Annotated in this window: 30 protein-coding genes and 3 tRNA genes; 16 read left to right on the forward strand and 17 right to left on the reverse strand. The window is 61.9% G+C overall.

The window, feature by feature from the left end; genetic code table 11:
• Positions 1 to 433 precede the first annotated feature (433 nt).
• On the forward strand, positions 434 to 691 hold the full coding sequence (locus FN060_RS09405; RefSeq protein WP_142587816.1) for a hypothetical protein: 258 nt from the start codon (positions 434 to 436) through the stop codon (positions 689 to 691).
• A 58-nt stretch (positions 692 to 749) separates the two neighbouring features.
• Here the strand turns inward: FN060_RS09405 and FN060_RS09410 are convergent, their stop codons facing one another.
• Entirely contained in the window at positions 750 to 899 is a 150-nt protein-coding gene (locus FN060_RS09410; RefSeq protein WP_183949658.1) for a hypothetical protein, read from the reverse strand.
• 74 nt (positions 900 to 973) lie between these two features.
• Between FN060_RS09410 and FN060_RS09415 the strand changes: the two genes are divergently transcribed.
• The 4 genes from FN060_RS09415 to FN060_RS09430 are packed head-to-tail and all read left to right on the forward strand — an operon-like array spanning position 974 to position 2,923.
• A complete protein-coding gene (locus FN060_RS09415; protein ID WP_142587817.1) occupies positions 974 to 1,177 on the forward strand; it encodes a hypothetical protein in 204 nt (67 codons plus the stop codon).
• Positions 1,174 to 1,713: a hypothetical protein gene (locus FN060_RS09420; protein WP_142587818.1), complete on the forward strand. Its 540-nt coding sequence runs from the start codon at positions 1,174 to 1,176 to the stop codon at positions 1,711 to 1,713. The genes FN060_RS09415 and FN060_RS09420 overlap by 4 nt, the downstream gene beginning before the upstream one ends.
• Positions 1,710 to 1,889, forward strand: coding sequence for a hypothetical protein (locus FN060_RS09425; protein WP_142587819.1), 180 nt, complete (start codon positions 1,710 to 1,712; stop codon positions 1,887 to 1,889). The genes FN060_RS09420 and FN060_RS09425 overlap by 4 nt, the downstream gene beginning before the upstream one ends.
• Complete coding sequence (locus FN060_RS09430) at positions 1,889 to 2,923, forward strand: tyrosine-type recombinase/integrase (protein ID WP_244665734.1); 1,035 nt, start codon at positions 1,889 to 1,891, stop codon at positions 2,921 to 2,923. Before FN060_RS09425 ends, FN060_RS09430 begins: the two co-directional genes overlap by 1 nt.
• Before the next feature lie 61 nt (positions 2,924 to 2,984).
• On the opposite strand, the gene FN060_RS09435 is transcribed toward FN060_RS09430, so the two are convergent.
• The 5 genes from FN060_RS09435 to FN060_RS09455 form a co-directional block, all read right to left on the reverse strand.
• A tRNA-Arg gene (locus tag FN060_RS09435) sits at positions 2,985 to 3,061 on the reverse strand.
• Positions 3,062 to 3,081: 20 nt separating this feature from the next.
• A complete protein-coding gene (locus FN060_RS09440) occupies positions 3,082 to 3,387 on the reverse strand; it encodes an ETC complex I subunit (RefSeq protein ID WP_142587820.1) in 306 nt (101 codons plus the stop codon).
• Between the two features lie 47 nt (positions 3,388 to 3,434).
• Positions 3,435 to 3,511 (reverse strand) — tRNA-Pro (locus FN060_RS09445).
• 84 nt (positions 3,512 to 3,595) lie between these two features.
• The gene (locus FN060_RS09450; protein WP_142587821.1) at positions 3,596 to 4,072 is read right to left on the reverse strand and encodes a DUF192 domain-containing protein; all 477 of its coding nucleotides are present in this window, start codon (positions 4,070 to 4,072) and stop codon (positions 3,596 to 3,598) included.
• Positions 4,072 to 4,650, reverse strand: a complete 579-nt coding sequence (locus tag FN060_RS09455; RefSeq protein WP_052638598.1) for a cold-shock protein — start codon at positions 4,648 to 4,650, stop codon at positions 4,072 to 4,074. Before FN060_RS09455 ends, FN060_RS09450 begins: the two co-directional genes overlap by 1 nt.
• A 192-nt stretch (positions 4,651 to 4,842) precedes the next feature.
• Here FN060_RS09455 and FN060_RS09460 point away from each other — a divergent pair, with 192 nt between their 5' ends.
• The 3 genes from FN060_RS09460 to FN060_RS09470 all read left to right on the forward strand — a co-directional run bounded on the left by FN060_RS09460 (position 4,843) and on the right by FN060_RS09470 (position 6,068).
• Positions 4,843 to 5,283, forward strand: coding sequence for a VOC family protein (locus FN060_RS09460; protein ID WP_142587822.1), 441 nt, complete (start codon positions 4,843 to 4,845; stop codon positions 5,281 to 5,283).
• A gap of 78 nt (positions 5,284 to 5,361) precedes the next feature.
• Positions 5,362 to 5,874 (forward strand): hypothetical protein, encoded by a 513-nt coding sequence (locus FN060_RS09465; RefSeq protein WP_142587823.1) that lies wholly within the window; start codon positions 5,362 to 5,364, stop codon positions 5,872 to 5,874.
• Positions 5,875 to 5,993: 119 nt separating this feature from the next.
• Positions 5,994 to 6,068, forward strand: a tRNA-Glu gene (locus FN060_RS09470).
• Positions 6,069 to 6,088: 20 nt separating this feature from the next.
• Here FN060_RS09470 and recJ read toward each other — a convergent pair.
• The 4 genes from recJ to FN060_RS09490 all read right to left on the reverse strand — a co-directional run bounded on the left by recJ (position 6,089) and on the right by FN060_RS09490 (position 11,448).
• Positions 6,089 to 7,924: a single-stranded-DNA-specific exonuclease RecJ gene (gene recJ, locus FN060_RS09475; RefSeq protein ID WP_142587824.1), complete on the reverse strand. Its 1,836-nt coding sequence runs from the start codon at positions 7,922 to 7,924 to the stop codon at positions 6,089 to 6,091.
• A 411-nt stretch (positions 7,925 to 8,335) separates the two neighbouring features.
• On the reverse strand, positions 8,336 to 9,658 hold the full coding sequence (locus FN060_RS09480) for a homoserine dehydrogenase (RefSeq protein ID WP_142587825.1): 1,323 nt from the start codon (positions 9,656 to 9,658) through the stop codon (positions 8,336 to 8,338).
• Positions 9,659 to 9,731: 73 nt separating this feature from the next.
• Positions 9,732 to 10,952 (reverse strand): LL-diaminopimelate aminotransferase, encoded by a 1,221-nt coding sequence (locus tag FN060_RS09485; protein ID WP_142587826.1) that lies wholly within the window; start codon positions 10,950 to 10,952, stop codon positions 9,732 to 9,734.
• Positions 10,953 to 11,049: 97 nt separating this feature from the next.
• Entirely contained in the window at positions 11,050 to 11,448 is a 399-nt protein-coding gene (locus FN060_RS09490; RefSeq protein ID WP_142587827.1) for a hypothetical protein, read from the reverse strand.
• An 81-nt stretch (positions 11,449 to 11,529) separates the two neighbouring features.
• Between FN060_RS09490 and FN060_RS09495 the strand changes: the two genes are divergently transcribed.
• The 5 genes from FN060_RS09495 to sthA all read left to right on the forward strand — a co-directional run bounded on the left by FN060_RS09495 (position 11,530) and on the right by sthA (position 17,433).
• Positions 11,530 to 13,422 (forward strand): PHA/PHB synthase family protein, encoded by a 1,893-nt coding sequence (locus FN060_RS09495; RefSeq protein WP_142587828.1) that lies wholly within the window; start codon positions 11,530 to 11,532, stop codon positions 13,420 to 13,422.
• 9 nt (positions 13,423 to 13,431) lie between these two features.
• Positions 13,432 to 14,151, forward strand: coding sequence for a DNA/RNA nuclease SfsA (sfsA, locus tag FN060_RS09500; protein WP_142587829.1), 720 nt, complete (start codon positions 13,432 to 13,434; stop codon positions 14,149 to 14,151).
• A 25-nt stretch (positions 14,152 to 14,176) separates the two neighbouring features.
• On the forward strand, positions 14,177 to 15,013 hold the full coding sequence (gene map, locus FN060_RS09505; protein ID WP_142587830.1) for a type I methionyl aminopeptidase: 837 nt from the start codon (positions 14,177 to 14,179) through the stop codon (positions 15,011 to 15,013).
• Between the two features lie 3 nt (positions 15,014 to 15,016).
• Complete coding sequence (radC, locus tag FN060_RS09510) at positions 15,017 to 15,829, forward strand: RadC family protein (protein WP_142587831.1); 813 nt, start codon at positions 15,017 to 15,019, stop codon at positions 15,827 to 15,829.
• 134 nt (positions 15,830 to 15,963) lie between these two features.
• A complete protein-coding gene (gene sthA / locus FN060_RS09515; protein ID WP_142587832.1) occupies positions 15,964 to 17,433 on the forward strand; it encodes a Si-specific NAD(P)(+) transhydrogenase in 1,470 nt (489 codons plus the stop codon).
• A 48-nt stretch (positions 17,434 to 17,481) separates the two neighbouring features.
• On the opposite strand, the gene rpsD is transcribed toward sthA, so the two are convergent.
• A complete protein-coding gene (gene rpsD / locus FN060_RS09520) occupies positions 17,482 to 18,099 on the reverse strand; it encodes a 30S ribosomal protein S4 (protein WP_052638610.1) in 618 nt (205 codons plus the stop codon).
• A gap of 413 nt (positions 18,100 to 18,512) precedes the next feature.
• On the opposite strand from rpsD, the gene FN060_RS09525 reads away from it, so the two are divergent.
• Positions 18,513 to 19,502 (forward strand): TerC family protein, encoded by a 990-nt coding sequence (locus FN060_RS09525; RefSeq protein WP_142587833.1) that lies wholly within the window; start codon positions 18,513 to 18,515, stop codon positions 19,500 to 19,502.
• Positions 19,503 to 19,602: 100 nt separating this feature from the next.
• Here the strand turns inward: FN060_RS09525 and FN060_RS09530 are convergent, their stop codons facing one another.
• From FN060_RS09530 to FN060_RS09555, 6 genes are all read right to left on the reverse strand, one after another.
• The gene (locus FN060_RS09530) at positions 19,603 to 21,126 is read right to left on the reverse strand and encodes a helicase HerA domain-containing protein (protein WP_142587834.1); all 1,524 of its coding nucleotides are present in this window, start codon (positions 21,124 to 21,126) and stop codon (positions 19,603 to 19,605) included.
• Positions 21,127 to 21,247: 121 nt separating this feature from the next.
• On the reverse strand, positions 21,248 to 21,886 hold the full coding sequence (locus tag FN060_RS09535; RefSeq protein ID WP_142587835.1) for a LysE family translocator: 639 nt from the start codon (positions 21,884 to 21,886) through the stop codon (positions 21,248 to 21,250).
• A 76-nt stretch (positions 21,887 to 21,962) separates the two neighbouring features.
• Positions 21,963 to 22,763 (reverse strand): glutamate racemase, encoded by an 801-nt coding sequence (murI, locus tag FN060_RS09540; RefSeq protein WP_142587836.1) that lies wholly within the window; start codon positions 22,761 to 22,763, stop codon positions 21,963 to 21,965.
• Positions 22,750 to 23,565, reverse strand: a complete 816-nt coding sequence (locus FN060_RS09545) for an RNA methyltransferase (protein ID WP_142587837.1) — start codon at positions 23,563 to 23,565, stop codon at positions 22,750 to 22,752. Before FN060_RS09545 ends, murI begins: the two co-directional genes overlap by 14 nt.
• Before the next feature lie 68 nt (positions 23,566 to 23,633).
• Positions 23,634 to 24,245, reverse strand: coding sequence for a LysE family translocator (locus FN060_RS09550; RefSeq protein ID WP_077546521.1), 612 nt, complete (start codon positions 24,243 to 24,245; stop codon positions 23,634 to 23,636).
• Between the two features lie 36 nt (positions 24,246 to 24,281).
• Positions 24,282 to 25,130, reverse strand: coding sequence for a cell envelope integrity EipB family protein (locus FN060_RS09555; RefSeq protein ID WP_142587838.1), 849 nt, complete (start codon positions 25,128 to 25,130; stop codon positions 24,282 to 24,284).
• A 114-nt stretch (positions 25,131 to 25,244) separates the two neighbouring features.
• On the opposite strand from FN060_RS09555, the gene FN060_RS09560 reads away from it, so the two are divergent.
• Both FN060_RS09560 and FN060_RS09565 read left to right on the forward strand, forming a co-directional pair.
• The gene (locus FN060_RS09560; RefSeq protein ID WP_142587839.1) at positions 25,245 to 25,715 is read left to right on the forward strand and encodes a RidA family protein; all 471 of its coding nucleotides are present in this window, start codon (positions 25,245 to 25,247) and stop codon (positions 25,713 to 25,715) included.
• Positions 25,712 to 26,437 carry a glycerophosphodiester phosphodiesterase gene (locus FN060_RS09565; RefSeq protein WP_172973584.1) on the forward strand — a complete coding sequence of 242 codons (726 nt, stop codon included), beginning with the start codon at positions 25,712 to 25,714 and terminating at the stop codon, positions 26,435 to 26,437. The genes FN060_RS09560 and FN060_RS09565 overlap by 4 nt, the downstream gene beginning before the upstream one ends.

Here is a 26,437-nt window from a genome sequence, read left to right on the forward strand (position 1 = left end):
AGAGTATTTGGAAGGGTCCGCAGAATGAACCCTACCGATGTCCACTTCCACATCCCGAAGCTGTCCGAATGGGAGGCTCATCTGCTCGGTGGAGGTAGTCTGGTGTTTGTGCCGTATGAAGGCGGCGAACCCAACTGGTTCCATAGAATGATGCAGCGTTTCTGCTTCGGAGTTGTCTGGAAAAGAAACCCGGATCGCGCCGCCCCCGCGTCACAGCAGAATTTGGAACCCTGGAGCCCTCCCTCAGAAGGCGAACGTCCGGATGGCTTCGAATGTCTCGCCTTCATACCTGTCCGTTGGCAGCCGTCATTCGAGAACCCTGCGAGGTTTGAGTGGGCACCAAGCAGATACGGCATGACCATTGAAGGAATGGCGAAGGGTTGGGCGCCGCTCATAGCGAACTCGCTACCCCCGCTAAGAACGGAGACGGGCGATGAGTGAGGTGGAACTGACCGCCGCAGAGAAACATCGCGCGATCGAAATCGCCACCGCCGTGCGTGCCGTACTTGAAGGCTGCGGCTATCACGAAGCGTTTGTCGGCATCGTGTCGGCGTTCGCAGGCGTGATCGTAGAAGGAGCGCCTGATGAGCGCCAAGCGCGGATCGCTGCTTGCCAGTTCGGCGAATATCTCAGTGGAACGGTGGAAGTACTTCTGACACGTCAGAGAATAGGAGACGGTGGTGATGCTTAGACGCCATCAGGTCTTCAATGCGGATGCCGGCCGGGCCGTGGTCCAGCCGGCGCTTCGATCAATGCTTGAGGTCTTTTACCTGATCAGGCTGGGTGGCCGACTTCTGGCCGGCGTCACCCGGACGACCCTTGTCCTTCCCAGAGGACTGGCTTGCCGCCTGGCCGGCCTTCTTCTGGTCCTGCTGCGTGTTCTTGTCAGTGTTGGGCATAGTGAGCCTCCTAGTCGCGGAACGCGACCCATATCGAACCGTGAGCATCGGAATTCGTTCCTGGAGGTGTCACCATGACCCTCATCCGCCACGAAGGCCAGCTGCAGGTCACCTGCGATGTTTGCCCCCTCACCTATCGCCGCACCTATGCCGAGGAGGATCTCAAGGTCCTCGTCGAGGACATCAAGGCGGAAGGCTGGAAGATCGAGCGCCAGGGCGCCGAGTGGCGCCACACCTGCTCCGACTGCGCCAAGTGGGCCGCGAGGAGGCTTATATGAACCTTAGTGAGGCCAAGGCTCTGCTTCCAGAAATGCGGCATGTGCTGGAATGCGTCGGAAGCGAATGGATCGAGAGCTACGATAGCAAGAGCGGTCATTCCCAAATCGCGGAGCGCGACGGTCTCGACGGCCAAGTCTATCCATTGGCGACACTCGCAAAGGACATCCCAACCGAGCAGCGCGAATTGATGCGCAAGGCGCCTGTCTATCTTCGCGCCGCACTCTTGCTGCGTGATGAGGCCGCACGAGCCTACTTGGCCGTTACCCGCCCTCCAGCCGAGAAAGCGGAAAAGAAGGAAGCAAAGGCGCTCTCCACCATTGCCGTGGGCAAGTGCGCTGCGGATCGAGCCTTCATCCGGTATCTGATCGAATGCCATGGGCTGGAGGATGCATCGAACACCGAGAGGGTTAAGACGAAGGTAAGATCGGTCCTAGCCATCCAGTCGTTCAAGGAGTTGAACGATGACCCCAGAGCCGTCGAGGCATGGCAGAAGCTGATCAGCAAGTTCCAGGCTTGGATGAGGAGCGGCCAATGACGAGCCCCGCCCTGGTGAGAGCAGCGGATCTGAAGCGCATGGCTGATGTCGCCAAGGCGAAGAACGTCACCGTCTGGATCGAGATCAACGGGCGAAGGATCGGCGTGTCGCCAGAACTGCCGCCGATTGACACCGGAGCCAAGGCGAATCAGAAGTATGAGGACTTCGACCTCTGATGAGCGACATGCCGCGCAAACCCTACCTCTCTCGCGAGAAGACCCGCCACGACAAGTTTGTCTGGTATTTCAAGCGCAACGGGAAGCGCATCCGGCTGCCAGAGCCCTACGGCAGTGACGCCTTCAACGAAGCCTATGAGAAGGCCCTGTCCGGACACAGTGGCATCATCGAAAAGGAAAAGGCCAGAAGCGGTTCGCTGAACTGGCTCATAAATCAGTATAAGCGCAGCGCCGCCTTTGCCGATCTCGCCGCAGCGACCCGCCGCGCGCGGGACAACATCCTGAAGCAGGTCGTCTCCGATCCGAAGAACGCTGATGGACCATTTGCCGCGGTGACGAAGGCGACCATTAAGAGAGGGATGGACAAGCGTGCGGCGACACCACACGCCGCGAACAACTTCCTGAAGACGATGAGCCATCTGTTCAAGTGGGCCGTCGAGGCGGAACACGTCGAGGTCAATCCTTGCATCGGCGTCTCCAAGCTCAATGCGAAATCGGATGGTTTCCACACTTGGAGCGTCGACCAGGTCGAGCGTTATCGCAGCTTTCACAAGCTCGGCACGAAACCGCGCCTGGCGATCGACATCCTGCTCTTCCTTGGCCTCAGGCGCTCTGATGCTGTTGTCGTAGGACGCCAGCACATGAAGGATGGGATGATCTCGCTGCGAACGCAGAAGACCGGCCAGTGGGTCTATCTGCCGGTCTTCAAGCACCTGCAGGAATCAATAGACGCAACGCTGACAGGCGACCTCGCCTTCCTGACGACCGAGAAGGGCAAGCCGTTTAGCTCCGGCGCATCATTTGGAAACTGGTTTGCGAAGCAGTGCAGAGCGGCGGGGCTTCCCGATGAATGCCGCGCCCACGGCCTTCGAAAGGCCGGCGCCACGATCGCGGCCGACGAGGGCGCGACGGCTCACGAGCTCATGGCGATGTTCGGCTGGTCGCGGCTTTCGATGGCAGAGATCTACACGAAGGAAGCTGACAAAAAGCGCCTCGCGAGGAGCGCATCAGAACGTCTGTCGAACAGAATGTAAGTCGCACCCTCAACCCTGAGCGGTCGCACCTTCAACAGAAACAACAGGTTAGATATAGTTTTGGCGACCCCTGCAGGACTCGAACCTGCGACCTACTGCTTAGAAGGCAGTTGCTCTATCCAGTTGAGCTAAGGGGCCGGATGCGCCGGCGGACGAACTCAGTGCGTCCAGGGCTGGATGCGGTTATAGCGAAAATTGTCCGTGTAGGAGACGACCTGACGTGCGACTTCCTTCGGCGGGATGACGCGGTACTGGATGCCTTCGCGCTGCGCATAGGCTTCCGCCTGCTCCTGGCTCTCGAAGGTCAACCGGACCTGCTGGCGCATGTCGGACGATGACGTGTAGCCGAGAATCGGGTCGATGCGACGCGGCGCCTCCTGGTCAAACTCCAGAACCCACAGATGGGTCTTGGCCTTGCCCGACTGCATGGCTGTTTTCGCAGGACGATAGATCTTGGCGGACATTCCGACGACGCTCCCTGAATGCCGGACTGCTGGGCTCGTCCGGCACGTGGTCGGAGTGGAGAGATTCGAACTCCCGACCCTCTGGTCCCAAACCAGATGCGCTACCAGACTGCGCTACACTCCGTTTCCACGTTGCCCAGCGGATTACACGCTTCGATGCCGGGCCGCAACTGCAAAATCCAACGGAAAAGTCATGCGGGGTTTCCGGTCAGTCTCGGCTGTCGATCCGCTTGCTCATAACCCTGTCGCCTGCCTCGATCCCAAGTGCGGCAGCGCGCCCCCCGTTCAACTCGAGGACGAAATGTACCGGCCCGCGCGAATCGATGATCGCTTCAGAGAACGGAACGGCCTTGCGGTGAATATGGGAGATGGTCCCGTCGCGCTGGATGAACAGCATGTCGAGCGGCAGCGGCGTGTTGCGCATCCACATGGAGACCGGCCGGGTCTCGCCGAAATCGAACAGCATGCCGTGATCTTTCGGCATGCTTTCCCGGTGCATCAGCCCTTGCGAGCGCTGTTCCGCGGTCAGCGCCAGTTCCACCGTGAAATTGTGCACTTTGCCGGACTTCGTCTGGATCAGCAGGTCTTCCTGCTCGAAGCTCGTCTGCGCAATGGACTGGCTCATGAAAAGCAGAAGAAGCGCCGCTACGGCGCTTCCAGCAAAACGGAGAGACCACCTGCCCATCAGTGCGCCCGGCCGATTGGATTGGGATTGTCGGGATGAATCTCGGCCGCCATCAACCCCTTGTCGCCCGGTCCGTAGCGGACGAGGACCACCTGGCCTGGGCGCAGCTCAGTCAACCCGAATCGACGGAGCGTCTCCATGTGAACGAAGATGTCCTCCGTCCCCTCGCCGCGCGTCAGGAAGCCAAACCCCTTGGTCCGGTTGAACCACTTGACGAGCGCCCGTTCCAAACCGCTGGTCGCCGTCACCTGCACATGGGTGCGCACCGGCGGCATCTGATGCGGATGCACGGCCGTCGACTGGTCCATGGAAAGGATGCGGAAGGCCTGGTAGCCGCGTTCGCGCTTGTGGATGAGCGCGACGATGCGCGTCCCTTCAAGGATCGTCTGGTACCCGTCGCGGCGCAGGCAGGTGACATGCAGCAGCACATCCTGCATGCCGTTGTCCGGCACGATGAAGCCGAACCCCTTCGCCACGTCGAACCACTTCACGACACCGGTGATTTCAATCAGATCGACAGCCTCGCCGGCGAGGTCCTCGATCCCGGCCATGTCCTTCGCTGACATTCGGTCTGCCATCTGTGTCGGCCCCTCGATTACGCGCTACAGCCCCGGTAGACTGATTCTGGAGGTGAGATTAACATCCCGTTAACCCTCCAGCGCAAGTCCCCGTCTAGGAATTATCCACCCCGTTCCTATCTCTGCAGGCTTGTCCGTAGCTGACGGACGGGAGCATAAGAACCGGCATAGAGAAAGCGGAGAACAATGCCCATGCGTTACCTTCACACCATGGTCCGGATCAGGGACCTCGATGCCTCGATGCGATTCTACACCGATCTGCTGGGACTCCAGGAGGTACGACGGATCGAGAACGAGAAAGGCCGCTTTACGCTCATCTTCCTGGCGGCGCCTGAAGACGCCGAGGCGGCACGTGCTCGCAAGACCCCCTGCCTGGAGCTCACCTATAACTGGGACGCGGAGGACTATGCGGGAGGCCGCAATTTCGGCCACCTCGCCTACGAGGTGGACGACATCTATGCATTCTGCCGCAAGATGATGGAGAACGGCGTCACCATCAATCGCCCGCCCCGCGACGGCTACATGGCCTTCATCCGTTCACCGGACGGCATCTCGATCGAGATTCTCCAGAAGGGTGAGGCGCTGCCGGCGACGGAGCCGTGGGCGTCGATGGAGAATACCGGCTCCTGGTAGTCTGATCGTGAGCCTTGCTCCCGGCACCGGAACGGGGGCAAGCTCTACGGGCTGATTCGAACGATGGGGGCAAACGGCATGATGCCTGGAAATTCCGGTAGTCGGCCGGTTCGCCTGCGGCTGCTCATCGCAGCAGGCGCTGCGGCTATCGCACTCTCCGGCTGCACGACCTCCAGCAAGTCCGGATCGGCTGACGAGTCGGCAATAAAGGAAACCGCCTCATCGAAGGGTCGGGCAGCCAACGCGGGCGAGACCGCCTCCAGCAGCTACACCGACCCCGCAGTGGTGTCAGCATCCTCCGCGGCTTACGACCGGGATGGAATGGTGTCCGATGGGGTTCCGGCGGCACCCGATCCCGATTCTCATGCGGGAGATGCAATGGCGGCAGGCGTCGTGACTCAGCCCACTGGAATTCGCGCTGGTAGCGCCAGCATCTTCTCCGGCAACGCCGCGCCCGCGACAGACGCCCCGGCACCTGCAATGACCAGCGGCGGCATCAACGCACGCACCGGCAGCGTCTTCAGCGCTCCGGCGCAGTACGCGAGCGAAAGCTGCGGGACGGACGTTGACGGGAACCCGCTAAGCTGCTGATCGGGCTAGATTATCGCCCAACCAAATCGCGTTTCCCGCCCTTCGGTATTTTTTTGCAGGCAATCAAAATTCGCGCTTGCGGGATGAAAATCACCCCTCTATAAGGTCGCTCACCGCACGCGCCCTTCGTCTATCGGTTAGGACGCCAGATTTTCATTCTGGAAAGAGGGGTTCGACTCCCCTAGGGCGTGCCACTTCTTCCTGAGAAACCAAATCAGCTCGCTGGCGCAGCATCCAGAATTCGAAGCTGAATTCGCCGGTTGCCCTGCCAGTGGTCGCCGCTCAGGCAGCCTGCAACGTGGATCTGGCTGCCGCGGGAATCAAGAAGCAGTTGGCCGAGCGGTGTGTCGGCGGATCGGAACGCAATTCCGTCCAGCCGGGACCCGTCGACCGCCTCCAGTTGCACCTTCACATGGGCGGTCCCCACCAGCCTCGCATCCCTCACCCGATGAGACGGTATCGCGAACACCGGCTGGGGGTGCCCGGAACCGTAGGGGCCGGCCTTTTCGAGCTGGTCCAGCATGTCGAGTGTCGCTCCCGATGCCGAGAGCGCCCCATCGATCTTCAACACGTGATTGGCGACGAGCGAAGCGACCGTATCGGCGGCCTTCTCCTCAAAGAAGGCACGCAGCCGCCCGAGGTTGTGGCGCTCGACGGTCAGTCCTGCCGCCATGGCATGACCGCCGCCCTTTACCAGCAGCCCCTCGTCGATCGCGGCACGCACCATGCGTCCCATGTCGAAGCCGTTGATGGAGCGGCCCGAACCGGTGCCCTTCCCAGACGGATCGAAAGCGATGGCGAAGGCAGGTCTGCGGAATTTTTCCTTCAGACGCGCCGCCAGCAGCCCGACAATGCCCGGATGCCAGTTGTCCCGAGCAGTCACCAGCACAGTCGCCGACTCACCGTCTCCATACTCCGCCATGACCTCCGCCTCGGCCTCGGCGAGCATTGCCGCCTCCATGGCCTGCCGTTCGCGGTTGAGCTCATCGAGACGCCCGGCGATTTCCTCGGCTACCGCCGTGTCGTCGAGCGTCAGCAGCCGGCTGCCGAGTGCCGCATCGCTGATGCGCCCTCCAGCATTTATACGCGGGCCCACCAGGAAGCCCAGATGATAGGGTGTGACGGGACCACCAAGTCCTGCCTTGCGCAGGAGAGCGGCGAGTCCGGCATTGTTCATGTGACGAGCCGCCAGCAGGCCTTTGACCACGAAGGCACGGTTGAGGCCTTTCAGCGGAACGACATCACAGACCGTGGCCAGGGTCACGAGGTCCAGCCAGGCCAGAAGATCCAGCCCTGCCGATCGGGGATGTCCCTGCTGGCGGAGCAGCCGCGCTGTCGCCACCAGCACCATGAAGACGACCCCTGCCGCGCACAGGTGCCCCTGACCGGAAAGATCGTCCTCGCGGTTCGGGTTGACCAGCGCCAGACAATGGGGAAGTTCATGGCCAAGCTGATGGTGGTCGATGACCACGACCTCGCAACCTGCCTCCCGTGCGGCGTCGAGAGCTACGTGGCTGGTCGAGCCGCAGTCCACGGTGACAATCAATCCGGCACCATTCTGGACGAGCTGGCGGATCGCGGCGGGGTTGGGGCCATAGCCCTCGAAGATACGGTCGGGAATGTAGATCTCAGCCGTCGAGCCGAAGTGTGCGAGGAATCGGTAGAGCAGGGCAGAAGAGGCAGCGCCGTCCACATCATAGTCACCGAAGATGGCGACCTTCTCCCCACGCTCGACAGCCAGCGCAATTCGCTTAGCGGCCTGCTCACAATCCGTCAGCGTGTATGGCTCGGGCATCAGCGAGCGGATGGTTGGATCGAGGAAGGCCAGTGCCTCGTCCAGCCCGACGCCGCGCCCCGCCAGCACGCGCGCCACGAGGTCGGGAAGGCCGTGAACCTGAGCAATGGCAAGCGCACGGTTCTGCGCAGCCTGATCAAGCCGCGACACCCATCGCTGCCCGCAGGCGGAGCGCTCGACGCCGAGGAAGGCCCTCGGCACCGGATCGACCGGCGTGTCTGTGGACGTGATGAGCGGCAGATGCTTGACTGTCATGTCGACTTAATAGCCGATCGGCAGCCCAGACGGAATCACATTACGTCGGTTAACTAGGAACTAGTCCGCACCACGATTGCAGGCCCGTCACAAGAATGCCGCCAGTACAGTCAGGGCTGTTGCCGGAGGAACAAGAAGTACAAGCAAAACAGCCCAGTTCCGGCTTCCTTCGCTCTCCTCCTGCCTTTGGTCGTTGGCATGAACCGGACTCGTCACCGAAGCCGCCTCTACCAGGATGATTCTGGCACCCTCGCAGGAAAGCCGCAACGGCTCCCTGCCCGACACCCTCCAGACCACTCTGACGCCCTCCCCGCGCAAGGTGATTTCGCAACGAATCTAACGCGATTCGAGCCATCTCGGCCAGCGGTCTCTGCTCCCCGCAAGCCGCTCCAATCGGGAGGTGGGAAGCATTCAGAACGCCTTCGGGCGCTCGATACGGATGACTTGTGGCTCGCCTACTAGATAATCCTCCGCCTTGATGGCGGCCACAGCGTTACGCACAGACGCCTCCGTCGTCGCGTGGGTCACGAGGATGATCGTCTTGGCTTCCGTTGCCGGGGCCGTGGAGCTTGCCCGCTGTACGATCGATTCCAGCGAAATGCTGTTCTCTGCCATCCGGGTGGCGACACTGGCGAAGACGCCGGTGCGGTCGGCGACGGTCAGCCGGATGAAGTAGCCACCCTCATGGCTACGCATGCGGGCGCGTCGATATGGTTCGAGGGCCGCAGCAGGGGTGCCCAGTACCGGCACGCGCTGTTCTCCGGGGCGGCTCTTGGCGATGTCGGCGATATCGCCAAGCACCGCGGATGCAGTCGCATCGCCACCGGCTCCTGGCCCCACCATCAACAGTTCGCCCAGGATATCGGATTCGATAGCCACAGCATTCGTCACCCCGTCGACCTGAGCGATGACGGAATCGCGCGGCACCATGGTGGGATGCACGCGCTGCTCGATTCCGGAATCCGTCTGCTGGGCTACCCCCAGCAACTTGATGCGGTAGCCGAGATCGGCAGCCGCCTCGATATCCTCGATGGAGATGTTGCTGATGCCTTCTAGGTAGATCTCGTCTGCGGCAATCTGCGTCCCGAAAGCAAGCGTCGTGAGGATCGCGAGCTTGTGGGCCGTGTCATTGCCTTCGATATCGAAGGTTGGGTCGGCTTCCGCATAGCCGAGGCGTTGCGCTTCCGTCAGGCAATCCTGGAAGGACAGGCCCTCCTTCTCCATCCGGGTCAGGATGTAGTTGCAGGTCCCGTTCATGATGCCGTAGACGCGGGAAATGCGGTTTCCGGTGAGGCTCTCTCGCAGGGCCTTGATGACCGGGATGCCTCCCGCTACGGCCGCCTCGAAGTTGAGAAGAACGCCCTTCTTCTCCGCAAGCGCCGCCAGCTCGACACCGTGGCGCGCAAGAAGCGCCTTGTTCGCCGTCACCACGTGGAGGCCACGATCCAGCGCCGCGCGCACCACACGTTCAGCCGGACCTTCGGCACCACCGATCAGTTCAACGAGCACGTCAATGTCCGCCCTCGCAGCCATCTCCTCGGCAGATTCGAACCATGCCATACCTGAAAGGTCGATACCCCGATCCCGCGACCTGTCCCGCGCACTGATCGCGGTTATCTCGATGGCACGGCCGCAAGTCACCGAGAGTTCGTTCGCGCGCCCAGTGATAATCCTTGCAAGCGAGGAACCGACCGTACCGAGACCCGCAATGCCGATTTTCAGGGCACCTGCCATGACTTGTATTTCCTGATTTCTGGAGGGATTTGGCGGCCCGCAGGAGCCGCCTGAATTCCGGACATGCAGTCCGTTAGCGGCGACCGTTGAGCGAGATCACGTTGTGCATGGTCTCGTCTGCGCTCGAGAGAAACTTCTTGATGTTCCGCGCCGCCTGGCGGATACGGTGCTCGTTCTCGACCAGAGCCAATCGGACGTAGTCGTCGCCCATCTCGCCGAAGCCGACGCCGGGAGCCACGGCCACATCCGCCTTTTCGACCAGGAGCTTCGAGAACTCGAGCGATCCGAGATGCCGGAACTTCTCCGGGATCTTCGCCCAGGCAAACATGGTCGCGGCCGGCGGTGGTACCTCGAATCCGGCCTTGCCAAAGCTTTCCACCATCACGTCACGCCGGCGCTTATAGACAGCCCGGACCTCCGCGATGTCGGAACCATCGCCGTTCAGGGCGTGGGTCGCGGCGACCTGGATTGGGGTAAAAGCACCGTAGTCGAGGTAGGATTTCACCCGCGTCAGAGCCGAGATCAGCCTTTCGTTGCCGACCGCAAAGCCCATCCGCCAGCCTGGCATCGAAAACGTTTTCGACATCGACGTGAACTCGACGGCCGCATCCATGGCACCGGGCACCTCCAGCACCGACGGCGGCGGATTGTTCTCGTCGAAATAGATCTCGGAATAGGCAAGGTCCGACAGCACGATGATGTCGTGCTTGCGCGCGAAATCGATCACGTCCTTGTAGAAATCCAGCGACGCCACATGGGCGGTCGGGTTGGAAGGGTAATTGATGATCAGCGCCAATGGCTTCGGGATGGAGTGGCGAACCGCCCGCTCGAGGGGCGGAAAGAAACTCTCGTCCGGTTCGACGGTCATCGAGCGAATCACGCCGCCAGCCATCAGGAAGCCGAAGGCGTGGATGGGATAGGTCGGGTTGGGGCACAGGATCACGTCGCCCGGCGCAGTGATGGCCTGCGCCATATTGGCAAACCCCTCCTTGGAGCCAAGGGTCGCCACCACCTGCGTCTCAGGATTGAGCTTTACACCGAAGCGGCGTGCGTAATAGGCGGCCTGCGCGCGACGGAGGCCCGGAATGCCCTTGGAGGAAGAATAACGGTGCGTACGCGGGTCCTGAACGACTTCGCAGAGCTTGTCGACGATGTTCTTCGGGGTCGGAAGGTCCGGGTTCCCCATGCCGAGGTCGATGATGTCGGCTCCCGCCGCTCGCGCGCTTGCCTTCAAACGGTTGACCTGTTCGAACACGTAGGGTGGCAATCTGCGAACTTTATGGAACTCTTCCATGACATTCCTCGTGAAGCACGCGCAATCAATTGAGAGCGCAAGGATCTGCCTTCCGGCGATTTGGTGATTTGCGGCCAAAAAGCCCCGAAGGCAAGTGCTAATTGGCGATCGCCGCTTCGGCTTCGCGTGCGTGTTCCGCTGCCAGCCGCCGCAGCTCCGCAAGACGGCGCTGGTACTCGGCTTCGGTCACCGTTCCGTTGGCACGCGCCGCGGCAAGCGCCGAAAGCGTCGCTTCCGATCCAGCAGCCTCCTCGTCACCGATCTGGACATTGGCTGCCTTCAGCGTCTGGTCGAATGTGGGATAGGTGCCACTGTCCCGCTTGGCAAGAGGCCCCTGGGGCGGCGGCGGGGCGTTGGAAACGACGGTCGCAGCAGGCGCGGTATTCGGGATCCCGTCGTCGAGTGCGAAGCTGTTGCATCCCGCCACGAGAATCGTCAGCGCGCCAATTGCCGTCAGACGCGGCATGACTGCCGCCAGAAACCTGCTCTTTTCCATGTCTTCTGCCTTACCCGGCCTTGGTACTGTGACGCATTTTGCCGCGCGTCTCGCTGGCACTTGTATTCGTTTTGGGGCACAATGTACAAAAGAAATCAAATAACAAGAACTGGCCTTGGGGAGGAGCAGTTGGTCAAGAAGAGCGAGGGAGCGGAAGGCGGTCCCGGTGAATTTCCGGGTTTCGATCCAAAGTCCGTTGAGCCCTATGTCGTCAAGGATCCCCATACGCTCGCCATCAACCTTGCCCGTGCCCTGGAACATCTCGGGCAGGCTGCCGCGCAGTGGCTCGCAGCACACGACCGGGGCGAGGTGCCGGACCATGCTGCCGACCCGGTGACCGATCTCGTCAAGACCCTCGCGGAGGTGGCCCAATACTGGGTCTCGGACCCGAAGCGGACCCTGGAGGCGCAGACCCTCCTCCTTTCAAGCTACATGGGCATATGGACCAGAACCCTGGCGCAGATGACCGGTCAGCCGGTAATCGAGCCTGATACCTTGCCCAAGGACAAGCGGTTCGCGGACGAGGATTGGACAAAGAACCCGTTCTTCGCGTTCCTTCGGCAAGCCTATCAGGTCACCAGTTCCTGGGCCGAGAAGCTGGTGACGGAAGCGGACGGTCTCGACGACCATACGCGCATGAAGGCAACCTTCTACGTCCGACAGCTGACGGCCGCCCTGTCGCCTGCCAACTTCGCCCTCACCAATCCGGAGGTTTATCGCCACACGGTCGCGACCAGTGGGGCGAACCTGGTTGAAGGCATGCGGATGCTGGCGGAGGATATGGCTGCCGGTGGTGGAGAACTGCGCCTTCGCCATACGGACCACAAGCAATTCAAGATCGGCGAAAACCTCGCGATGACACCCGGAAAGGTTATCGCCCAGAGCGAAGTCTGCGAGGTGATCCAGTACGACCCTTCGACCGAAACGGTCCTCAAGCGGCCGTTGCTGATCGTCCCACCGTGGATCAACAAGTTCTACATCCTCGACCTGACGCCGCAGAAGAGCTTCATCAAGTGGTGCGTCGACCAGGGTCATACCGTCTTCGTCATCTCCTGGGTCAACCCGGACGAGCGGCATGCGCAGAAGGACTGGGAGGCCTATATCGAGGAGGGCGTGGAATTCGCGCTCGAGACCGTCGAAAAGGCGACCGGCGAGCGGCAGGTCAACGCCATCGGCTATTGCGTTGGCGGCACGTTGCTGGCGGCGACCCTCGCTCTCCATGCGCAGAAGAAGGACCGTCGGATCGCCTCGGCCACCTTCCTGACCACGCAGGTGGATTTCACCCTTGCAGGTGACCTCAAGGTCTTCGTCGACGAGGAACAACTGGCGGCGATCGAGAAGCAGATGAGCAAATCGGGCTATCTCGAAGGATCGCGGATGGCGAATGCCTTCAACATGCTGCGCGCTTCGGAACTGATCTGGCCCTATGTCGTCAGCAACTACCTGATGGGAAAGGAGCCGCTACCCTTCGACCTGCTCTACTGGAACGCCGATTCCACCCGGATGGCAGCCGCCAACCACGCCTATTATCTGCGCAACTGCTATCTCGACAACACGCTCAGCAAGGGTGAGATGAAGCTTGGAGGAAGGGTCCTGTCGTTGAAGGACGTCAATGTCCCCGTCTACAACCTCGCCACGAAGGAAGATCACATCGCGCCGCCGCGGTCCGTCTTCAAGGGCTCCGCCCTGTTTGGGGGACCCGTCGAATATGTCCTTAGCGGGTCCGGGCATATCGCAGGCGTCGTCAATCCTCCGGACAAGCAGAAGTACCAGTACTGGACGAACGGCAAGCCACACGGCCAGTTCGAAGACTGGGTCGCCAAGGCCAGGGAGACCAAAGGCTCCTGGTGGCCGCACTGGCACGCGTGGATCGAAAAGCGCAGCAAGGAGCGCGTCGATGCTCGCACTCCTGGGGGGTCTGCGCTCAACGCCATCGCCGATGCGCCCGGAACCTATGTGCTGGAGCGTGTCTGACCGCCATCGATGCTCTTTGATCCGCCACTGGTTCGCGCGACCCTCGTGCAGCGCTACAAGCGTTTCCTGTTCGACGCGCTGCTCGACGACGGCACACCAGTCACCGGTTTCTGCCCGAACACAGGTTCCATGCGTGGATTGACCACCCCCGGTTCACCGATCTGGATGTCAGTGCACGACAGCCCGACGCGCAAGTACCGGCACATGCTGGAGATGGTGGAGGCGGACGGAACCCTTGTCGGCATCAATGCCGCCTTCGCCAACCGGATCGCCGAAGAAGCACTCGTCGCGGGCCTGGTGCCTGATCTCGGCGGCTATGGACGCCTTCGCCGCGAACAACGCTATGGAGCAAGATCCCGCATCGATTTCCTTCTCAGCGGCTCCGGTCGTCACAATTGTTATGTCGAGGTGAAGAACGTCCACTTCATGCGAGCACTGGGCCTTGCGGAGTTTCCCGACACCGTGACAACCCGCGGTGCAAGGCATCTGGAGGAACTTGGCGACATGGCCGAGGCAGGTCACCGGGCGGTGATGCTCTACGTCGTTCAGCGGCAGGACTGTGATCGTCTGAGGCTTTGCAGCGATCTCGATCCGCGCTATGCGGCAGCCTTCCGGCGTGCAGCCGCCCGCGGCGTGGAGGCATACGTGCTGCGATGCCGGGTGACGCCACAGGAAATCGTAGCCACGGACCTGATCGCCATGGACGAAGCTGGCCTGCCTGCATTATGAACGTGGAAATTGTGAGAGCATCCGGATGGTGAACTACATAGATGCGGTCGATGCCCCCCTGAAGAACACGGGCGCGATCCGGCTCTACAGCGCGGACGACTTCGCCGGCATGCGCAAGGCCGGTCTCCTGACGGCGCGCTGTCTGGACGAACTGGCTGCCATCGTGAAACCTGGCGTCACAACCAGCACCATCGATCGCTTCGTTTTCGAATTCGGCATGGACCATGGCGCCCTGCCCGCGACATTGAACTATCGCGGCTACAAGTATTCCGTCTGCACCTCCATCAATCACGTTGTCTGTCACGGTATGCCCGACGACAAGCCGCTGAAGGAAGGCGACATCGTCAACATCGACGTCACCTATGTTCTCGATGGCTGGCACGGTGATTCCAGCCGCATGTACCCGGTCGGACAGATCAAGCGTGCCGCCGAACGGCTTCTGGAAGTCACCTATGAATGCCTGATGCGGGGCATCGAAGCGGTTCGTCCGGGGGCGCGCACGGGAGCAATCGGCCAGGCAATCCAAAACTATGCGGAAGCCGAGCGGTGTTCGGTGGTGCGCGATTTCTGCGGCCACGGTGTCGGACGGCTGTTCCACGATACGCCGAATATCCTGCATTACGGTCGTGCCGACGAGGGCCCGGAACTGCGAGAGGGCATGATCTTCACCATCGAGCCGATGATCAACCTCGGGAAGCCGCATGTGAAGGTCCTGTCGGATGGCTGGACCGCCGTGACGCGTGATCGCTCGCTGTCGGCGCAGTACGAGCATGCCGTTGGCGTGACCGCGACGGGCTGCGAAATCTTCACCCTCTCCCCGGCCGGCCTCGACCGGCCGGGTTTGCCACCGCTCAAGAGGTAGCGCATGACGAACCGCCCCGCCCCTCCACATGACGGCAATGCGCCTGCCATGGACGAGGAGGCGGATGAGCGCGGTTTCTTTGCGGAGCAGGCACCGAAGTCGGCTTCCCTGAAGAAGAGCGACCTGCTGCCGCGGGACGAAAAGCAGGCACACTACCACGGCCATCGCGATCGTCTTCGCGCCCGATACCGCGAACACGGCGACGCTGCCCTCGCCGACTACGAAATCCTGGAGCTCCTGCTTTTCCGCCTCATCCCGCGGCGTGACACCAAACCGATCGCCAAGGCGCTGATTGAACGTTTCGGCAATCTCGCCGGAGTCTTCGGGGCACCGGCTGCGCTCCTGCAGGAGGTGAGCGGCGTAGGCGAAGCCGTTGCTCATGATCTCAAACTCGTTTCGACGGTCGCGCATCGCATGCTGAAAAGCGAGCTGCGCGGCAAGCAGGTGCTCTCCTCCTGGTCCTCGGTGATCGACTACTGCCATGCGGCAATGGCCTATGAGGCGCGGGAGCAGTTCCGGATCCTCTTTCTCGACAAGCGCAATGCGCTGATCGCTGACGAGGTGCAGGGCCGCGGGACGGTCGATCATACACCGGTCTATCCGCGCGAGGTTGTGCGCCGGGCCCTGGAATTGTCCGCCACCGCGATCATCCTCGTCCACAATCATCCGAGCGGCGATCCCACTCCGTCGCGCGCCGACATCGACATGACGAAGACGATCATCGATACGGCCAAACCCCTTGGCATCACCGTCCACGATCACATCATCATCGGCAAGGACGGCCATGCGAGCCTGAAGGGCTTGCGGCTGATCTGAGGCCAATGTGGGAAGCGCGAACAAAGCGCGGTGCCGGAAGTTTGAACTCCACCAGCTTCAATCAATCCGTAAGACACCCCTGATATGGTCAGGGGCTGGCGTCTCCTCGCCGCGTACAACAACCGGAGCATTTGATGAACCACTACGACCTCATCGTCGTCGGCAGCGGACCCGCCGGACGCCGTGCCGCGATCCAGGCAGCAAAGCTGGAAAAGAGTGTCCTCGTCATCGAAAAGGGCCGGCGCGTGGGTGGCGTGTCAGTGCATACGGGGACGATCCCGTCGAAGACACTGCGCGAGACGGCGCTCAACCTCACCGGTTGGCGCGAGCGCGGCTTCTACGGCCAGTCCTACCGCGTCAAGCAGCACATCGATGCGGCAGACCTCCGCCAGCGTCTCTTGATCACGCTCGACCACGAAGTCCAGGTCCTGGAGCATCAGTTCGCCCGCAACCGCGTGCAGCAACTCCATGGCGCGGCTCGCTTTGTGGATCCGCATACGCTGGAGGTGACGCGGGAGGACGGTGAGCTGCAGCGGGTAAGCGGGACGTCGATCCTGCTGGCAGTTGGGACGAAACCCTATCGTCCGTCCCATATCCCGTTCGACGGCGAGGCGATCATCGACAGTGATGAACTCCTGGACATCGACACTGTGCCGCGATCTCTCGTGGTTATCGGCGCCGGCGTTATCGGCATCGAGTATGCGTCGATCTTCAGCGCCCTTGACACCCAGGTATCCGTCGTCGAGCCACGCTCCACCATGCTCGATTTCATCGACCGCGAGATCGTCGAGGACTTCACCTACCAGCTCCGCGACCGCAACATGAAGCTGATCTTCGGCCAGACGGCTGAGAAGATCGAGCGGGAAGCCGGCGGTAAGTGCCGGGTGGAACTGAACAACGGCCGCGTCCTGCATTCGGAAATGGTGCTGTTCGCCGCCGGGCGCGTCGGCGCCGTCGGCGAACTCAACCTGGAAGCTTGCGGACTGGAAGCCGACAGCCGCGGCCGGCTGAAAGTGGATCCCGAAACCTTTCAGACGTCCGTGCCGCACATCTATGCTGCCGGCGACATCGTCGGCTTTCCGAGCCTCGCCTCCACCTCCATGGAACAGGGCCGCATCGCCGCGCGCCATGCCGTAGGCGCACCGGCGAGCGAACCGCCCCAATACTTTCCCTATGGTATCTATGCGGTGCCGGAGATCTCGACCTGCGGCCTCACCGAGGAAGAGGTCATCGCCCGGAAGATCCCCTATGAGACGGGAGTGGCGCATTTCCGGGAAACGTCGCGCGGCCACATCATGGGGCTGGAAACAGGCCTCCTGAAGATGATCTTCTCGCGCAAGACCCGCCGTCTGCTTGGCGTCCACATCATCGGCGAAGGCGCCACCGAGCTCGTTCATATCGGCCAGGCGGTGCTCAACCTGAAGGGAACCGTCGACTACTTCGTCGAGAACACCTTCAATTACCCGACGCTGGCGGAGGCCTACAAGATCGCCGGGCTCGACGCCTGGAACCGCATGGATCAGGGACCCAGGGAAGCTCCGATCGCAACGGCGCAGTCGCTGGATTCCACGCTGCAGGCCATGAAAAAAGCCGCGTCGAACTGACGCGGCTTTCGAGACAGAAAGGACGAGCCCGCGTCGCGAGCTCTTCCATTAGCGCGAGTAGAACTCGACGACGAGGTTCGGTTCCATGATGACCGGATACGGCACGTCCGAGAGGCTCGGAACACGAACAAAGGTGGCGACCATCTTGCTGTGATCGGCATCGATGTAATCCGGAACGTCACGCTCGGCGAGCTGGACCGCTTCCAGAACCGAAACCAGCTGCTTCGACTTCTGGCGCACTTCGACGACGTCGCCCGGCTTGCAACGGTAGGAACCGATGTTGACGCGAACGCCATTGACGGTCACGTGGCCGTGGTTGACGAACTGGCGTGCAGCCCAGATGGTCGGAACGAACTTGGCGCGGTAGACGATCGCGTCGAGACGCGACTCGAGCAGGCCGATCAGGTTCTCGCCGGTATCGCCCTTGCGGCGGTTGGCTTCGTCGTAGATCGCACGGAACTGCTTTTCACGGACGTCGCCGTAGTAGCCCTTCAGCTTCTGCTTGGCGCGCAGCTGCACGCCGAAGTCGGAAAGCTTGCCCTTGCGGCGCTGGCCGTGCTGGCCCGGGCCGTATTCGCGGCGGTTGACCGGGGACTTCGGACGACCCCAGATGTTCTCGCCCATGCGGCGATCGATTTTGTACTTGGATGATGCGCGCTTGCTCATCGTATTTCCTTCTCAACACGTTGCACCAGCTTGTTACCAAGCCGGCTCAAGGAAACACGCCCTCCTCTGGACTTCGATTTAGAAGTCCTGACAGGTTTCTCACGAAAGCGTCCGGAGAAAACCACGGGACATGTCAAATGAAACACCGGGCGTTGCCACCCGGTGCTGGCGGGTCTTTATGGGGAACTTGCGCGATTGTCAACAGTGAGAGCCGATTGGGAGGTTCCGCACCAGTCGGAAGCCGCGGCGCTCTCCTCTGACGGTCTCTACAAAAAAACACTCCGACACCTCTTGAACGGCGACGGGCGGCTTCCCATCTCGCCCGCCAGCACCGGGCCCCTCTGACGTGTATCGCCGGATCGACCGTGATGTCGGTGCTCTACCCACCAACTTGATCCGGCATGGACAATGTCATGGATTTCCTCTGGGTAGACTTCCAGGGAGCCGCCGTCTGGATGTGGCTCGCCTTCATCACCGCCGTGATTGCTCTGCTTGCACTCGATCTCGGCGTTCTCCACAAGAAGAGCAAGGAAATCGGCATCAGGGAGAGCCTCCTGATGTCCGGCTTCTACATGACGCTCGGCATTCTCTTCGCCGGCTTCGTCTGGAGCCAGTTCGGTCAACAGGCCAGCCTGGAATACCTTACCGGCTTCGTCATCGAGAAAAGCCTGGCGATGGACAATATCTTCGTCATCGCGATGATCTTCGGCTATTTCTCGATCCCCCGCCAATATCAGCACCGCGTCCTGCTCTACGGCATCCTTGGCGTGATCGTCCTGCGCGGCATCATGATCGCGGCCGGCGCGGCTGTCGTCGAGAACTACGGCTGGGTTCTCTACCTCTTCGCCGCCTTCTTGATCATCACCGGCATCAAGATGCTGTTCTCGAGTAGCGAGCCCTATGATGTGGAGAGCAATCCGGTCTTGAAGGTGCTGCGCAAGCGCCTGCCGGTCACCGACCGCATGCACGGCGAAAGGTTTCTCGTCCGTGAGCCGGATCCGAAGACAGGCAAGCTGAAGACCTATCTTACGCCGCTGATGCTGGCGCTGATCCTCATCGAGTTCGCGGATCTGGTCTTTGCGGTCGATTCGATCCCCGCGATCTTTGCCATCACCACGGATCCCTTCATCGTCTACACGTCGAACATCTTCGCGATCCTCGGTCTACGCGCCCTGTATTTCGCGCTCGCAGCCCTGATCCACCGCTTCGCGTATCTCAAGTACGCGCTGTCGGTTGTCCTGATCTTCATTGGCTCCAAGATCTTCGTCGCGGACATGCTGGGCCTCGCGAAAATCCCGCCGGTGGTATCGCTCGGGGTGACGCTGGCCATTCTCGCCGCGGGCATCATCGGCTCGTTGTGGGCAACGCGCGCCAAGCCCTCCCAGGTAACGGCTGCCGAGTAGTCCCAAGACAGCCAGCCCCGCGCCAGGACATCCGGCGCGGGCCTGGCTTTCTCTCTCGAGCTTACCTCACGTACAGCTTAAGGGCGGCCTTGAGACGATGTCACTCCGCCGCGTCCTGCCGCGCCACCGGCTCAGCATCAGGCGCGTCGGGCGCACCGGGGCAGGTTTGAACGTCGAGATCGGGAAAGGCGACGATCCGCTTCCCGCCAAAATCCGTATGGACCACGATCAGCCCCTGCTCCTCGAAATAGCCGAGCAGGCGGCGGGCGCGACGGGCGGAATGGGTACCGTAGGCCTTGGCGATGCGCATGTCGGACGGACAGGGTTCGGCGAGCAGCGCCGCCTTGGCGAGCATTAGGAAGACGCCCTGCAGATCGTCCGAAACCCGGGCCGACAGTTCGAGCGCCGTCTGCCACCCTTCGGTCTCCGCCGTCTCCTTGTCCACCCCTGCCCGCGAGACTGCGACCCGCCGGCGAAATTCGCTCATCCCCATGGGCGGGCCGGGTAGCCTGCGCATTCGCGCCCGTACCAGGAAATCCTGGTAAAGCGCTGCATCTGTGCGATAGGCCGCCTGCGGATCGTCGATGATTTCCGAGAGAACCGCGTTGAGGCGCTCCTCCCGCTCCTCGGGCGAAAGCTCCGGCTGCGTCGGACGGCCAGGCTCCTGCGGCACGGATCCTGCAGCCGGTGCGGATCGAGACAGTTCCGCCAGGATGTCCGTGGTCGGACGCGGCGCCGGCGGTGCACGCCGCACTACCGGCCGGGTAAACTCTTCGGGATCCGGCGTGAAGATCAGGTCTTCGACGTCCTGCGGCGCATCCGGCAGCGGCATCAGCTTGGGGCTGGAGGAGCGTGCCGACGTTTCCACCGGGCCGATCACGATCGGCAGCGGGCGGCGCGACAGCGCGGGACCAAGGGCGACGAAATTGCCGCGCTTCAGGTCGCGAAACATCTCCGCCTGCCGGCGGTCCATGCCGAGAAGATCGGCGGCACGCGCCATGTCAATATCGAGGAAGGTACGGCCCATGAGGAAGTTGGAGGCTTCCGCCGCCACATTCTTCGCCAGCTTGGCAAGGCGCTGCGTCGCAATCACGCCGGCCAATCCCCGCTTTCGACCGCGGCACATCAAGTTGGTCATCGCTCCGAGCGACATCTTGCGCGCCTCTTCCGAGACATCGCCGCCGACCGAAGGCGCAAACATCTGGGCCTCGTCGACCACGACCAGCACCGGGTACCAGTACTCGCGATCGGCGTCGAACAGGCCGTTCAGGAAGGTTCCAGCGGCCCGCATCTGTTCCTCAATGTCGAGGCCCTCGAGGGTGAGGACGCAGGAGACGCGGTGCTGGCGGATACGGGTGGCGATGCCGATCAGTTCAGCCTCAGTCCGATCACCATCGACGACGATATGTCCGTACTTGTCGGCCAGCGTGACGAAGTCGCCTTCCGGATCGATGATGACCTGCTGTACCCATTGCGCCGACTGCTCCAGCAGCCGCCGCAGAAGATGGGACTTGCCCGAACCGGAATTGCCCTGCACCAGAAGGCGCGTCGCCAGAAGCTCCTCGATATCGAGCTTGGCCGGAGCGCCCCCGGACACGGTCCCCATATCGATACCGACCTGCAATGCACTAACCTCGTATGCTCAGTCTCTCGGCGGTGACTCATTCGCCGCAAGGACGATGGGTCTATCATGGATGCGGGCGCGATGCGCGAGCGGAAGAGATTTGTTCACAGCCGAATCGGGATCACGCGACCACCGCACGCTTCCATCCGAGCGTCAGGAGCCCGGCGCCGATCATCAAGGACCCGCCGGTCCGATTGACGATCCGCTGGACCTGAGGCTTGCGGATCTGATTGCGCGCCAGCGACGCAAGCAGCGCGTAGAGGGTCGCATTGAGGGTGGCAAGCACCAGGAACGTCGTCTCGAAGATCGCCATCTGGACGAAGAGCGGCCGGGCCAGGTCGAGGAACTGCGGCAGGAAGGCGACGAAGAACATGATGCTCTTCGGATTCAGCGCCGTCACCACATAGGTGTGCAGGAAGATCCTGGACGGCCGCTCGGACGGCACACTACCCTCTTCCATGACTACCCCGCTCGAGGCCGGCGCTCGCCACAGCTTGATCCCCAGATAGATGAGGTAGGCCGCGCCGATCCACTTCAGCGCCGTAAAGAGCGTTGCCGATGTTGCCAACAGGGCGCCGAGCCCCAGCATCGAGGCCGTCATGGCAGTGAAGTCCCCCAGCGCCACGCCGGCCACTGTGGCCGAGGCGATCTTGCGCCCGTGCCCGAGAGCGTAGGAGATCACAAGGAGAATAGTCGGCCCGGGAATGGCCAACAGGACGGAGGAGGCGGCGACGAAGGCGAGCCAGGTTTCAATCGGCATGGACGATTCCTCTTGATGACGTGCAGCAGCAAGCCACCGTTGCTGTCCCTTTGCAAGGTGCTGCCACCCAGCCGGCTCAGGAGCGCAGGCCGAAGCCCTGCATCAGCCGCCGGATGGCAGGATCCGGGTTGCCGGAAGTAAAGACCGCGTTATCAGGTTCCGTCGGCATCGGCTCGTGTGGCCGTCGCTCCTTCGGCAGTAGAGACAGCGCCCGCCGCGCGATTGCCTCGGCAGGATCGATCCAGTCGACCGGCCAGGGCGCGGTCTTGCGCATCCGGTTGACCAGGAAGGGATAGTGCGTGCAGGCAAGGACCACGATGTCGGTCCGGCGCCCGTCATGCTCTATGAAACACGGGGCTATCTCGTCTCGGACGGCCGACTCGTCGACGAAGCCTTCGCGCATATATGTTTCGGCCAGTCCGGCAAGACGCTCGCTGCCTACGAGGCGCACATGCACCTTTGAGGCCCAGTCCCCTATGAGATCTCGGGTGTACTGTCGCTTAACGGTCCCCGGCGTGGCCAGCACAGAGATCAGGCCGGATCGGGTCCGCTCCGCAGCCGGCTTGATTGCCGGTACGGTTCCCACGAAGGGGGTCTGTGGGAAGGCAGACCTCAGGTCGCCAAGCACGAGGGTCGAGGCCGTATTGCAAGCGATGACCGCGATCTCCGGATCATACCGCTCGATGAGATCGCCGAACAGGGTGACGATCCGCTCGCGCAACTGCTCCTCGTCCCAGCCGCCATAGGGAAAGCCGGCATCGTCCGCGACGTAGACGAAGCGGCGCTCCGGCATCAGCACCCGCGCCTCGCGCAGGACCGTAAGACCGCCGATGCCCGAATCGAACATCAGCACCGGCTTCGGATCAGACGTCGTCATTCTCCGGCGCCTCCCCGGCGCTGCCGGTCTTCTTCGGCCATCGCCGCGGGAACCGGTCCAGCGACGAAATCACCCCGCGAAAGACGCTGATCTCCTGCTCGCTGAAGCCGCGACGCGAAATGACGGCGCGGAGATTGTCGACCATCTTCGGCTTCTTCGCCGGCGGATGAAAATAGCCGCGCGCATCGAGCGCCTCTTCCAGATGCTCGAACAGGCCAAAGACCTGCGCCTTGGTTGACGGCCGCTGCTCGACAGGCTGGAAGGGTGTGGCCGCCACGTCATCCAGACCCGTCTTCATCCACTCATAGGACATCAGCAGAACCGCCTGCGCTATGTTCAGCGACGCGAATGCAGGATTGACGGGAAAAGTGACAATTTCGTCTGCCAGCGCCACCTCTTCATTAGTGAGGCCCCAACGCTCGCGGCCGAAGAGGATACCGGTCTTCTCCCCTGCCCTGAACTTCTCGCGCAGCGTGGTTGCCGCGACAACCGGCGACCGGACCGGTTTGAAGCCGTAGCGCTCCCTTGCGGTCGTGGCATAGACGAAGTTCAAATCCTCGATCGCCTCCTCCAGGGTCTCGAAAACGCGGGTCTGGTCAATTACATGGTCGGCCTTGGAAGCCGCCGAGCGCGCCTTCTCGCTCGGCCAGCCATCACGTGGATTGACCAGCCGCAGTTCGGCCAGTCCGAAATTGGCCATGGCGCGCGCCACCATGCCGATATTTTCGCCCAGTTGAGGCTCGACCAGGATAATGGCCGGACCTTCGGCTATGAGTTCGCGCTCGCTGTTTGTGCCTGACATTCTTCAACCCGATCCTTCGGGCGCCGCAATAGCGGTCGCGAGGCGGAACGGCAAGGCCTGTGCCGCGCTCAGCGCTCGGCCAGCGCCAGCTTCGCGCCCATGGCCACGAAGGCCGCAGCGAACGTGCGACGCATCCAGGTGACCACCGCAGGGCGTGAGATCACGTGTCGCCGCATCAGCGCAGCAAAGACGCCATAGCCGACGAAGACGATGAAGGTGAGCGCCATGAACACGCCACTCAGCACCAGCATCTTTGGCAGCGCGCCGGCCTGCGTCGGGCTGACGAACTGCGGCAGGAAGGCGAAGAAGAAGATCGAAAGCTTCGGGTTCAGGATGTTGAGAAGGATGCCGTCTACGATCGTCTGGCGAAGCGAACGCGGCGCGCGCTCCTCGTCGACACTGAGCGTCCCGCGATCCATGATCGTTCGCCAGGCCATGTAGAGCAGGTAGGCGACGCCGAGATACTTGATGATCTCGAAGGCGAGTGCGCTGGCATGCAGGACGGCCGCGAGACCGGTCACGGCTGCGGCAATATGCGGGACGATCCCCAGCGTGCAGGCCAGTGCCGCGACGATGCTGGCCCTTGCGCCACGCGAGAGGCCTGCCGCCAGCGTGTAAAGGACACCGGTGCCAGGCGAGGCAACGATCACGAGTGACGTCAGGAGGAATTCAATGCTCATGCGCGTTCCCCTTCATGGACGGCGGCCGGTTAATCTCTACGGACGCAGTTTGGTCTGGTCACAATTCGGCTTGTCGAGGAGGTCTAACCTCGAAAGGCTTCCGCTGAGGACGAAGTCGCCATAATCCATGGTGAGGTCCCGGGTAATACCGTTATCGTAAAGCTTGAATGACATGGAATAGACCGGAGTCGTGTCACCCGACCCGCCGTCGTTGAAATACGCGATCGAGACGGGCCAATACGCCGCGTCGGCGAACTCGCCTGCCTTCGCGGCGTCACCTGCATCCTCCTTCTGCGGCTGCTGCTGGGGCCCGATCACCGTATTGGTGATCATGCTCTGGTCACCGTTCTCCGATCCGTCGAAGATGCGGGCTTCGAAGAAGCGATTTCCGTTGCGGGCATTCCGGATGACTTCCAGCATGTGTTCGGTCGGGAAAGCGCTCGCTGTCAGCTCAACCTCCCGCGGATCAGGGAGATCGATCGCCACCTTCACTTTCGAATCCGCCTCCATTGCGGCCCCGCTCACTTCCTTGTCCAGTTGCTCGTCCGTGAAGGACTTCGTCTCGAAGCGGAACTCACCCTTTTCGGTGTCTTCGAATGTCGTCGTCTGCTGGTCGGTGAGTCGGGTGTCCTCGCCGGTGTTGATGCGTGTCACGAAACGGAAGTTGGTGGTGAAGCCGGTACATGCGGATCCGGTGAACTCGTAGACCATACGTCCGCTCAGTCCCTCTATACCGGAGCGGTCTGAGGCGTCCTTCAGCTTCAGATCATAGACCGCGCGATGCGGGAGGAGTCCCGCGGCGCCTTCGACACCGGCCAGTGCCGGCACGGACGCTCCCGCGGCCAGACCGAAGGCGAGGATCGCTACGCGTCCATGGTCGATCATTCATTATCTCCTGTTGGACTCACCGTGGGTGTTATATGAACGCCATCCAGCAAGGCTATGCCTCTTTGAATGCCGGATTTTCAAGCCGTTTACAACAAACACTGGGAGTCGATCATGTCTGAAGCCATCGAGAACCGCCTGAAGGAGAAGGGCATCGTCCTGCCGGCAGCGGCTGCGCCCGCTGCAAACTACGTCCCCTACACGATCAGCGGCAATACGCTCTATCTCTCCGGACAGTTGCCGATCGAAAACGGCAAAGTTGCGGTCACGGGGCTGGTGGGTCGTGACGTCGATGTTCCGGGTGCCCAGCGCGCCGCCGAGCTCTGCGCCATCAACATCCTCGCTCAGGCCAAGGCGGCGCTCGGTGGAGATCTCGGGCGCATTCGCCGCATCCTCAAGCTCAACGGTTTCGTCGCCTCCATGCCTGACTTCACGGAGCAGCACCTCGTCATCAACGGGGCATCCAACCTGATCGCCGACATCCTGGGCAACGCCGGCAAGCACGCCCGGGCTGCAGTCGGCATGGCGGCTCTGCCGCTCAATGCATCGGTGGAAATCGACGCAATCATCGAGATCGAAGCATGACCACTGCCGCCTGGATCAAGGACGTGCCAGTCGCCCACCGCGGCTATCACGACATGAACAAGACCGTCTGGGAGAACACGCTCTCGGCCTTTTCCCGCGCCGTCGAGGCGGGATTTGCCGTCGAATGCGATCTGCAGCTTGCCGCAGACAGCGTGCCGGTCGTGTTTCACGATCACGATCTTGAACGCCTTTGCGGCATCAAGGGCGATGTGCGCGAGCGCACCTCAGCAGAACTCGGCATGCTTGCCGTCGGCGGCACCTCGGACAAGATCCCCACCCTCAGGCAGATGCTGAAGCTGGTCGCCGGACGCGTACCGCTCGTCATCGAGATCAAGGGACGTCCCGGCGAGGATGACGGCTTCGCCGAAGCCGTGCTGGAGGCACTGGAAGGCTATGAGGGCAAGGTGGCGCTGATGAGCTTCGACCACCATATCCTCAAGGACCTCAAGAAGGCGGGTTCACCCCACCCTGTGGGGCTGACCGCCGAGGGCGTGAAGCCGGAAGACCTCTTCGCGCATGACGACGCGATGCATCTCGGACTGGATTTCATCTCCTATTTTCACGGTCACCTCCCGAACAGCTTTGTCACCGCGCAGAGACACGCAGGCCTTCCGGTCATTACCTGGACCGTCAGGGATGAAAATGCCCGGGCGCATACCTATACTCATGCGGACCAGATGACCTTCGAGGGCTTCGACCCCAGGGAGACCGCTTCCGCATAG

Origin of the sequence: Pseudorhizobium halotolerans, from assembly GCF_902153235.2 — a bacterium.
GTDB classification, from domain to species: domain Bacteria; phylum Pseudomonadota; class Alphaproteobacteria; order Rhizobiales; family Rhizobiaceae; genus Neorhizobium; species Neorhizobium flavum.